This is a genomic window from Craterilacuibacter sp. (assembly GCF_051659485.1).
In the GTDB taxonomy this organism is placed as follows: Bacteria; Pseudomonadota; Gammaproteobacteria; order Burkholderiales; family Chromobacteriaceae; genus Craterilacuibacter.
On record NZ_JBOFOO010000349.1, the window covers coordinates 1 to 9,778 of the forward strand.

General features: G+C 60.8%; 8 protein-coding genes and 1 pseudogene. 5 read left to right on the forward strand and 4 right to left on the reverse strand.

All coding sequences use genetic code 11. From position 1 onward, the window contains the following. Nucleotides 1-1,705: M3 family metallopeptidase (locus tag ACRC1E_RS11960; protein ID WP_438515320.1), on the reverse strand; the 1,705-nt coding region annotated here is incomplete at its 3' end. A 71-nt stretch (nucleotides 1,706-1,776) separates the two neighbouring features. Between ACRC1E_RS11960 and ACRC1E_RS11965 the strand changes: the two genes are divergently transcribed. The 5 genes and pseudogenes from ACRC1E_RS11965 to ACRC1E_RS11985 form a co-directional block, all read left to right on the forward strand. Further along, nucleotides 1,777-2,310 (forward strand): gamma carbonic anhydrase family protein, encoded by a 534-nt coding sequence (locus tag ACRC1E_RS11965; RefSeq protein WP_438515321.1) that lies wholly within the window; start codon nucleotides 1,777-1,779, stop codon nucleotides 2,308-2,310. 264 nt (nucleotides 2,311-2,574) lie between these two features. Beyond that, nucleotides 2,575-3,918, forward strand: coding sequence for a GntT/GntP/DsdX family permease (locus tag ACRC1E_RS11970; RefSeq protein ID WP_438515322.1), 1,344 nt, complete (start codon nucleotides 2,575-2,577; stop codon nucleotides 3,916-3,918). Nucleotides 3,919-3,972: 54 nt separating this feature from the next. Further along, nucleotides 3,973-5,319 (forward strand): D-serine ammonia-lyase, encoded by a 1,347-nt coding sequence (dsdA, locus tag ACRC1E_RS11975; protein WP_438515323.1) that lies wholly within the window; start codon nucleotides 3,973-3,975, stop codon nucleotides 5,317-5,319. A gap of 83 nt (nucleotides 5,320-5,402) precedes the next feature. Next, a complete protein-coding gene (gene dsdC, locus ACRC1E_RS11980; protein ID WP_438515324.1) occupies nucleotides 5,403-6,356 on the forward strand; it encodes a DNA-binding transcriptional regulator DsdC in 954 nt (317 codons plus the stop codon). Between the two features lie 896 nt (nucleotides 6,357-7,252). Then, nucleotides 7,253-8,110, forward strand: a pseudogene (locus ACRC1E_RS11985) (methyl-accepting chemotaxis protein); the annotation flags it as partial. Between the two features lie 164 nt (nucleotides 8,111-8,274). Here the strand turns inward: ACRC1E_RS11985 and tpx are convergent. From tpx to ACRC1E_RS12000, 3 genes are all read right to left on the reverse strand, one after another. After that, nucleotides 8,275-8,769 carry a thiol peroxidase gene (gene tpx / locus ACRC1E_RS11990; protein WP_438515325.1) on the reverse strand — a complete coding sequence of 165 codons (495 nt, stop codon included), beginning with the start codon at nucleotides 8,767-8,769 and terminating at the stop codon, nucleotides 8,275-8,277. Nucleotides 8,770-9,159: 390 nt separating this feature from the next. Continuing rightward, the gene (locus ACRC1E_RS11995; RefSeq protein WP_438515326.1) at nucleotides 9,160-9,387 is read right to left on the reverse strand and encodes a hypothetical protein; all 228 of its coding nucleotides are present in this window, start codon (nucleotides 9,385-9,387) and stop codon (nucleotides 9,160-9,162) included. A gap of 244 nt (nucleotides 9,388-9,631) precedes the next feature. Next, the coding region (locus tag ACRC1E_RS12000; RefSeq protein WP_438515327.1) for a carboxymuconolactone decarboxylase family protein at nucleotides 9,632-9,778 on the reverse strand (147 nt) is incomplete at its 5' end.

Genomic DNA, 9,778 nt, shown 5'->3' on the forward strand with positions numbered 1-9,778 from the left:
CCATCCAGTCACCGTCCGGCGCCATCTCGTGATACATGCGCATATCGAATAGCGAGAATTCCAGCTGGCGTACCGTCATCATGCCGTTCTGGAAATTCTTGGCGGCAATCATCTTGTCGTAGAGCGCCTTGGGCAGCGGCTCGCCGCTGTCCACCTGCGCCGTCATGCCCTGCAGCACGTCCCATTCCCAGCAGAAGTTTTCCATAAACTGCGATGGCAGCTCGACCGCGTCCCATTCGACACCGGAGATGCCGGAGACACCCAGTTCGTCGACACGGGTCAGCAGATGATGCAGGCCGTGACCGAACTCGTGGAACAGGGTGATCACTTCATCGTGGGTAAATACGGCCGGCTTGTCACCCAGCGGACGGGTGAAATTGCAGGTCAGGAACGCCACCGGTTTCTGCACGGCTCCGCCCTTGGCGCGGCGGCCAAATACATCGGCCATCCATGCGCCGGGGCGCTTGCCCTCGCGTGCGTAAAGATCGAGGTAGAAGCCGCCCACCAGCTCGCCGTCTTTCACGATCTCGAAGTAGTCCACATCGTCGTGCCATACCTTTGCCTCCGCCTTGCGGATGTCGACGCCGTACAGGGTTTTCACCACGCCGAACAGGCCGTCGAGCACGCGCGGCTCGGGGAAGTATTGCTTGAGCTCCTGCTCGGAGAAGGCATAGCGCTGTTCGCGCAGCTTCTCGCCGGCATAGGCCAGATCCCATGCTTCCAGCGTGTCCAGACCCAGCTCGTCGCGGGCGAAGGCTTCCAGCTCCTTGCGGTCCTGCACCGCGTAGGGCTTGGCGCGCACGGCCAGATCGCGCAGGAAGGTGATCACCTGCTCCGGCGACTCGGCCATCTTGGTCGCCAGCGACAGCTGGGCATAGGAGCCAAAGCCCAGCAACTGCGCTTCTTCGCGCGCGAGTTTCAGCTTCTCGCGCATGATGGGCGTGTTGTCCTGTTCTGCCGGCCCGAACTCGGATGCGCGCTTGGCGTAGGCTTCATACACTTCGGCGCGCAGCTCGCGCTTGTCGGCATACTGCATCACCGGGAAATAGCACGGGAACTGCAGCGTCAGCTTGTAGCCCTCTTTGCCATCGGCGGCCGCCATGGCGGCAAACATCGCTTTGGCATCGTCCGGCACACCGGCAAGATCGCCTTCATCGGCGATGAATTTCACCCAGGCATCGGTGGCATCCTGCACATTCTCGCCGAACTTGGCCGACAGCTCGGACATCCGGGTCGAGACTTCGACATAGCGCGCCTTGTCGGCATCCGGCAACTCGGCGCCAGCCAGACGAAAATCGCGCAGCGCATTATCGATAATGGTCTTGCGCGCCTGCGGCCACGCATCAAAATGACTATTGCCGCGCAGTGCCTGGTATTTGGCGAACAGCGCCAGATTCTGTCCCAGCTCGGTACCGAATAGCGACACCTTGGGCAAGGCGGCATTGAATGCGTCGCGCATGCCGTCCATATTCAGCACGCTATTGAGGTGGTAGACCGCATTCCACGCGATGCCCAGCCGCTCGGTGGCATCGGTCAGCGGGCCTTCCACATTGTCCCAGCTTGGGGCATCACTATTGGCGGTGACACTGGCCACCACGGCGCGCGCCTCGGCCAGCAACTGGTCTATGGCCGGCGCCACATGTTCGGCGCGGATGGTATCGAAACGGGGCAAGCTGGAAAAATCGAGCAGCGGGTTGGTATTCATCGTTATGTCATCCTTGGTCGGGGCTCGCCTGTATGATAGGCAGCATCAAACGACAAGATGAGGACAGCCCGATGAATCACAACCTGCGTTCTTTTGACGGCATCACGCCAAATGTGGCCGCTTCGGCCTATATCGACCCGGCAGCCGTCATCATCGGCGAGGTCACGCTGGAAAAAGACAGCTCGGTCTGGCCGTATGCGGTCATCCGTGGCGACGTCAACAGCATCACCATCGGCGAAGGCAGCAATGTGCAGGACTTCGCCATGCTGCATGTCAGCCACAAAAAAGAATCCGACCCGCTAGGCGCGCCGCTGGTGATCGGCAAGCATGTCACCATCGGCCATCACGTCACGCTGCACGGCTGCAGCATCGAAGACGAAGTGCTGGTCGGCATCGGCACTATCGTGCTCGACCGCGCCCATATCGAAAAGCATGTACTGGTCGGTGCCGGCTCGCTGGTGCCGCCGGGCAAGCGGCTGGAATCGGGCCACCTGTATCTGGGCAATCCGGTGAAAAAGGTGCGCGCGTTGACTGCCGAAGAAATTGCCTACTTCAAATACTCGGCCGAACACTATGTGCGGCTGATGAACAAGCACCGCAGCTGAAAAATAGCCAGCAGCAACCCTGCAGGCACGGATTCCCGTGCCTGCATCGCATCCATCTGCATCCGACATTCCCGCTTGACTGGCAGCGCAGGCGCAGCCGCTGAATCAAGCTTTCACCTCCCCCCTCCACCCACGGCCACACCTGAAGCCAGATCATCTATCGCTTGAAAAACCATCCTTTGTCAGTGACAGGCCAACACCTGTCTAATCCTCCCCATCAGGCACGCTCACGATGCGTAAGCGGCCAATATCCCAGGAGATATCATGCAAGGTGGCACAGGTTTATTACTGGTATTGCTATTGGCCATCGTGCTGATTGTGGTGCTGATCGTTAAAGTTCGGGTCCATGCGTTTCTTGCACTGATGGCAGCCTGTTTCGTGGTCGGTATCGGCTCGGGCATGCCGCTCACCACTATCGCCGCCTCGTTCGAAAACGGCGTCGGCGGCACACTCGGCTTTCTGGCAGCAATTATTGGTCTGGGCAGCATTCTGGGCAAAATGCTGGAAGAGTCCGGTGGCGCTGAGCGCATCGCCAAGACTCTGCTGCAGGTGCTGGGTAAGGAACGCGCATCGTGGGCAATGATGCTGGTCGGCTTCATCGCTGGCATTCCGGTCTTTTTCGAAGTGGGCTTTGTCCTGCTGATTCCGCTGATCTACGTCGTCGCCAAAGAAACCCGCCTCAATATGCTGTATCTGGGCGTGCCACTGGCCATTTCACTGATGGTAGTGCATTGCATGCTGCCGCCCCACCCTGCAGCGATGGCGATTACCGGCATGCTAGGCGCCGACGTGGGTAAGGTCATCCTGTACGGCCTGATCGTGGGCTTGCCGACGGCCATCATCGCGGGCCCGATCTGGATCAATCTGGTATGCAAGCGTGAAGCTCCCGCCACCCAGCAAGCTTTTCTGGAAGAACGCTGCGACAGCGGCGAACGCAAAGATCTGCCCGGCTTTGGCATCACCCTGTTCACCATCCTGCTGCCGCTATTGCTGATGGTGGGCAAAACGGTTGCCACCATGGGGCTGACGCCAGGTACAGCCAGCTACGAAGTGGTCGCCTTTCTGGGTAACCCGCTGCCGGCACTGGCGATTGCGGTGATGTTCGCCTACTGGTCGCTGGGGCTGCGTCGCGGCCTGAAGATGGCCGATCTGTTGCGGCTGACCGACAAATGCTTCCCGCCACTGGCCAGCATCTTGCTGATCATCGGTGCCGGCGGTGCCTTCAACGGCATCCTGATCGACAGCGGTGTGGGCAAGGTCTTGGCCGGCACGCTGGCACAACTGGACATGAACCCTATCGTACTGGCCTGGCTGATTGCAGGGCTGATGCACTTCGCCGTCGGCTCGGCCACCGTCGCCATGATCAGCGCAGCCGGCATGGTCTTGCCTATGCTGGGTGACGACGCCGGCTACAGCCGCGAAATCATCGTGATTGCCATCGGCGCCGGTGCTATCGGCTGGACCCATGTCACCGACTCGGCATTCTGGGTGGTGAAGGAATATCTGGGTGTCTCGCTATCCGATGCACTGAAGAAATTTACCGGCGGTACCGTGCTGGCCTCCGTGGTCGCACTGGGGCTGACCCTACTGTTGTCGCGCGTGATTTAAGCCGAATCCAAACAATACACGATCAAACTTATTATTCGATACAGGAGCCACATCATGATTCTGGGCAAAACAATTGAAAGCTGGTGCGCCAGCTACCCGCTGATCAATGAACTGATCGCCTTGCAGGAAACCAGCTGGTTCAACCCCGGCATCGCACCAACGGCAGAAGCACTGGCGGATGTCGGCCTGACTGCAGCCGATGTGGCCGATGCCAGTGCCCGTCTGGACCGCTTTGCCTCCTACATCATGCAGGTGTTCCCGCAAACCCGCGCCAGCGGCGGCATCATCGAGTCGGGCATCCTGCCCATGCCCAAGCTGCAGGCCGAACTGATGGCGCGTCACGGCCAGGAATCCAGCGGCCAGCTGTGGCTCAAGGCCGATTGCAATCTGCCGATTTCCGGCTCGATTAAGGCACGCGGCGGCATCTATGAAGTACTCAAGCATGCCGAAGATCTGGCACTGGCTGCCGGCCTGCTCAACATCGATGATGACTACGCCCTGCTGGACAGCGATGCCATGCGCGCATTCTTCGGACAGTATAAAGTCGCGGTCGGCTCGACCGGCAACCTGGGCCTGTCCATCGGCATCATGAGTGCACAGCTGGGCTTTCAGGCCTCGGTACATATGTCGGCCGATGCCCGCCAGTGGAAGAAGGACAAGCTGCGCGCCCATGGCGTCACCGTGGTTGAATATGAATCCGACTACAGCGTGGCGGTGGCACAAGGCCGCAAAGAAGCCGAATCCGATCCTAGCTGCCACTTTGTCGACGATGAGAACTCGACCAGCCTGTTCCTCGGCTATGCCGTTGCTGCCGAGCGACTGCAGCGCCAGCTCGCTGCGGCAGGGATCACGGTCGACGCCGAACATCCGCTATTCGTCTATCTGCCATGCGGCGTCGGTGGCGGCCCCGGCGGGGTGGCCTTCGGCCTCAAACTGGTGTTTGGCGACGCCGTACACTGCATCTTTGCCGAACCGACCCACTCGCCATGCATGCTGCTGGGCGTCCACACCGGCATGCACGACGCCGTCTCGGTGCAGGACTTCGGCATCGACAATGTCACCGCCGCCGACGGACTGGCCGTCGGCCGCGCCTCCGGTTTTGTCGGCAAGGCGATGCAACGCCTGCTGGACGGCTACTACACCGTCAGCGACGACACGCTCTATCGCTATCTGGCGCTGGCCGAACAGCTGGAAGGCATCCGCATGGAGCCTTCGGCACTGGCCGGGTTACCGGGCATGGCGCGGGTACTGCAGGAAACACAGGGCTACCGCGCCCGCCTCGGCCTGAGCCGCGAACACATGGCCCGCGCGACCCATCTGGTGTGGGGTACCGGCGGCAGCATGGTGCCGCCGGCGGAAATGGAGGCCTATCTGGCTAAAGGCCGGTCACTACTGGCCTAAACGCCGCTACGCTACACCGCCCGGGTTCGCTGATTGCGGCAGATCCGGGCGGTTTGTATCCGGCTTTCCGATACAATGCGAGCATGTTGAATCTTTCGCCAAGAATGGGTGCCAGGCTCACCAACGCCCAGTTCGCCAACCTGCATACCTTTCTGGTAGCGGCCCGCCACTTGAGCTTCGCCCGCGCCGCCGAAGAACTCTGCCTGACCGCCAGCGCCGTCAGCCACCGCATCGCCCGCCTGGAACAAGGCCTGTCACTTGCGCTCTTCCACCGCCTGACACGGCGGGTCGCCCTGACCGAGGACGGCGAGCGTATCTACCGTATTCTGCAAGGCGCGATGGGCGAACTGTCCGAAGCATTGCAACAGACACCACAAGCCGAAGTGGCCGGTGCCATCGCGCTCTATGTCCGTCCATCACTGGCACAATGCTGGCTGGTGCCGCGCCTGGCCGACTTCAGCGCCCGCTACCCGCATATTTCGCTGGATATCCGCGTAGGGAACGACAACGTCGATTTCCGCACCCAAGCTATCGATCTGGCTTTGTACTACGCAGATGGCGAGTTTCCCGGTCTGGTCGGCAGCAAGCTGATGGGCGAGATGATCGCACCGGTGTGCAGCCCGGAATATGCCCGCAAGCATGGTTTGCTGGACACGCCCGACAATCTGCGCCATTGCACCTTGCTGCACGATTCGCTGGCCTGGCATAACGCGGCCTATGATGCCGAATGGCGCTTATGGGCACGCCATCACCAGATGGAAGCCTTGCTGCCCGGGCGCAGCCTCACCTTTGACCGCTCGGATCTATGTGTAATTGCGGCACTCAACCATGGCGGCATCGCCATCGGCCGCCATCAACTGGTGCAAAAGCGCATCGACAAGGGCGAACTGATCCTGCCCTTCGGCAGTTTCACCCAGCCCGGCCACTATGATTATTACCTGGTTCACCCGCCATACGAGGCCACCCCCAAGCGGCTGCAGGTTTTGATAGACTGGCTGCACGAATGCGCAAGCCAGCCTTTGCCTGCCACAGCGTAAGCCTCAAGCCATACGGGATGCGCCTGTAATGTGCGCAGCTTCTACGGCAACGTGATCGGTAGCGGCACCCTGCCGCTGGCGGTGCTGGCACAGAAAACGAAGGACGGGGAGGCAAGGCTCGTCCAGAATCAGGCGGGGCGAGCCCGCCATTCTGGGCGTGTTCCAGATTTCCTGAACACGCCGGCGGGCCACCCTACCGGCCTGGGCTACGCACACCAGCCTGCCCGCTAATTCTTACTCGTCATAAAAGCTTAACCCTCTGCGGTTAAGCTGCGGCCATTCCCATTGAATGATTGCAAATCATGACGATCAGCCAGCGCCTGTGGTCTTCGGTTGCCTTCACCCTTGCCTGCCTGCTATTGGTGATGGCCAGCAGCGCCTGGCTGCTGGGACGGACACTGAACGAACTGGACGGCAACCGCCAGCAACAGGCGCTCGGCATCCAAATGCATACCCTCAAGAGCGAAGCGCTGGCGCTTTCGCGCGCCGATCCGCTGCTGGATGAAACGGCCACCCGGCTCAAGCGCGCCGATGCGACCTTCTCCCGCTTGTTACCCGGCGTGCTCTTGGCCCTGCCTGTCAGCGAGCGCGAAACTTTTCGCAGCATCGTCGCCGCTAACTGGGCGCAGTACCACAAGCAGATGGCCTCGGCCTTGCTGATTGCCGCTACCGCACCGGAAGACGCGCTGGTCATTCCGGAGTCCGCCTACAACAGCTATCTGGCGCCGCTAGTTGCTAGGCTGGATCAGGACATCCAGCGCCAGCAGGCGCAGATCGAACGGGACAATCTGCAGATCTCCCGCGACCTTGACCACCTGCTGCTACTGGTGCTCGGGCCGCTGGCGCTGGCTTGTCTCGCCGTGGTGCTGTCGCAGGGCGCGCTCGCCCACTGGCTCAAATGCCGCATCCGTGCCATCGATCAGGCAGCCGGCAGTCTGGCCGAGGGCTGCTTATCGACGAGGCTGCCCGAAGCGGGCAAGGACGAACTGGCGCATGCGGCGCAAGGCATCAACCGCTTTCTGGAAAAACTGGCCGCCCTATTGTCCCGCGTGCAAAACCATGCCGCCGCCGGTGCCCATGAAAACACGCTGCTGTCCGGACTGACGCAGCAGGTCATCGCCATCAGTGTGGCACAGGCCGAAGAAGCCGATGTCTCCCACCATGCCGCCAGCCGCGTCGACGAGGCGGCGGCCATGATCGCCCGCCATCTGGCCGTGATCGAAGCCGGTACCGGCGACGTGGCGCGCCGCACGATCACCGCACGCAGCGCCTGCGAACAGGGTGCCGTCAAGATGGGGCAGTTGCTTGAACGCATCGATGCGGTCTCGCAACAAATGAACGAACTGAAACACTCCAGCGACAATATCCGTCAGGTCAGCACGCTGATCCGCGACATCGCCGACCAGACCAATCTGCTGGCGCTCAATGCGGCGATCGAAGCGGCGCGCGCCGGCGAGAGCGGGCGCGGCTTTGCCGTCGTTGCCGATGAGGTACGCAAGCTGGCCGAACGCACCCGCGATGCCACCGACGGCATCAGTCAGGCCTTGGTACAGATCGAAAATGCGACCGGCGTGCTGGACAGCACAATCAGGGAGGCTGGCGCGACCGGCAACGACAGCCGGCAGGCACAAAGCGTGCAGGCCGAAACGCTGGCCGCCGTCGATGCTGCACTGGGCGAAGTCAGCCGCAAAGTCAGCGAAATTGGCGAGGCGGGGGAAGAACAGGAGGCCAGCGGGCGACAGATCGTCGACACCAGCCGCCACCTGTCGGACAAGGCACAAGCCATCGCCCGCCAGATGGCCACCATCGCACCGATGACCCAGCGTCTGGATCAGGCCTCGGCACTATTGCTGGGCGAAATGGCCTGGTTCAGGCAGGAAACAGCAGCACCGCAAGCGGCGCCGCACCATCCTGCCGCTTACAGTACCGCCAGCGCCGCCGCGTAATCCGGCTCCTGCCCCACCTCACTCACCAGCTCGCTATGCAACACCTTGTTGTCGGCATCCAGCACCACCACCGCGCGCGCGGTCAGGCCCTGCAAGGGGCCGCTAGCGAACTCGACGCCCCAGCTGCTGCGAAACTCCGGATGACGGAAGGTCGACAGATTGACCACGCCCTCGATGCCCTCGGCGCCGCAAAAGCGCTTCTGTGCAAACGGCAGGTCGGCCGAGATGCACAGCACGGTCACACCGTCGCGGCCGGCGGCCTGTTCATTGAACTTGCGCACCGAGGTGGCGCAGGTCGGGGTGTCGACGCTGGGGAAAATATTCAGGATCTTGCTGCCGGCAAAGTCGGCCAGCGTCACCTCGGCCAGATCACCGTTGGTCAGATTAAAGGCCGGAGCCTGAGAACCGACGACAGGCAGAACGCCGGACACTTCGATAGGGTTACCGCGCAGGGTGATGGTAGGCATGGACTGCTCCTTGTAGGTTGACGCCGTATCCTGCGCCACATGCCATCGAGATTCAACCACACGCACTGTAGGGTGGGTTAGGCCGAAGGCCGTAACCCACCAGCTACGCTACAGCTCTACATCCTTACTGCACTTCTGGCATAACAGTAAAAACTTTCCTCTCTTCAGCATCGTCGCTTCTTCCAGATGAATCAGGCTAAAGCTCATTGGCAACAAATCAGTCACCCGATCTTCATTGGTAACACCACGATTCCCACAAACACAGACGGCAATTCCTTGCTCTCCATTCCATTCGATATGGCTACCTTGCATCATTTCTCCAAAAACAATCTTAAAAATCCTGTCTGCAGGCACCTCCTCACAGGGGGCTAAAGACCTGCATCCATTAATTCATGAACCCACTGCATGAAGCCGCTGCTCACCCATGGCAAATGAAGCCTTGTGGATCCGCCCTTGCCTGACCTCGTAGATACAGAGCATTTCCATGCAGCCTACGCCTTCGGAGAAGTTACGCGTCACCCGCTCGTGATCGATGACAATATCGCCCATCTGCGTGCGTGAAATCAGGTCAGCGTACAGATCCGCCTCGGCAAAGCGTGCCATGAATCGCAGGCGCATCTCGTCATGGCCTTGTGCAAGGCATTCTCCATGCAGCGCATGCAGTGAAGCATCCGGTGCGTAGGTCCAAGCAGTGCATCAATATCTTTGGCGTTATAAGCATCAAGCTGCGCTTGCACCACCGAGCTTGGGGATGGATAAGACATGGCACCTCAACAAATTGGTATCAGGAATAAAAATGGTGGGCTGAGTAGCCGGCAAACCATGTAATGCGCCAGCCACACAGACGCTACATCGCGCTGTCCTACTCCACCATCTCCAGCCCCAGCTCCGCCATCAGTTCGCGCGCAACGCGGAACGCCTCCACCGCCGCCGGTGCGCCGCCGTAGACACCGGCATGCAGCAGCACTTCGCGTATTTCGGTGAGGGTCGCGCCGTTATTGAGCGCACC